Source organism: Streptomyces sp. JHA26 (assembly GCF_002005565.1).
GTDB lineage: Bacteria > Actinomycetota > Actinomycetes > Streptomycetales > Streptomycetaceae > Streptomyces.
This window is the reverse complement of record NZ_BDJC01000164.1, coordinates 1-685: the sequence shown is the minus strand read 5'-3', so window position 1 is coordinate 685 and position 685 is coordinate 1. Positions and strand designations below refer to the sequence as shown.

General features: G+C 59.1%; 1 rRNA gene. It reads left to right on the top strand.

Features of this window, described 5'->3' with window-relative positions:
• Positions 1-57: 57 nt before the first annotated feature.
• Positions 58-685, top strand: a 23S ribosomal RNA gene (locus tag JHAT_RS33540); the annotation flags it as partial.

Below are 685 nucleotides of genomic sequence, written 5' to 3'. Positions count from 1 at the left end.
GGGGTGATGGGTGGTTGGTCGTTGTTTGAGAACTGCACAGTGGACGCGAGCATCTGTGGCCAAGTTTTTAAGGGCGCACGGTGGATGCCTTGGCACCAGGAACCGATGAAGGACGTGGGAGGCCACGATAGGCCCCGGGGAGTCGTCAACCAGGCTTTGATCCGGGGGTGTCCGAATGGGGAAACCCGGCAGTCGTCATGGGCTGTCACCCGCTGCTGAACACATAGGCAGTGTGGAGGGAACGCGGGGAAGTGAAACATCTCAGTACCCGCAGGAAGAGAAAACAACCGTGATTCCGGGAGTAGTGGCGAGCGAAACCGGATGAGGCCAAACCGTATGCGTGTGAGACCCGGCAGGGGTTGCGCATGCGGGGTTGTGGGATCTCTCTTCCACGGTCTGCCGGCCGTGGGACGAGTCAGAAACCGTTGATGTAGGCGAAGGACATGCGAAAGGTCCGGCGTAGAGGGTAAGACCCCCGTAGTCGAAACGTCAGCGGCTCGTTGGAGAGACACCCAAGTAGCACGGGGCCCGAGAAATCCCGTGTGAATCTGGCGGGACCACCCGCTAAGCCTAAATATTCCCTGGTGACCGATAGCGGATAGTACCGTGAGGGAATGGTGAAAAGTACCGCGGGAGCGGAGTGAAATAGTACCTGAAACCGTGTGCCTACAAGCCGTGGGAGCGT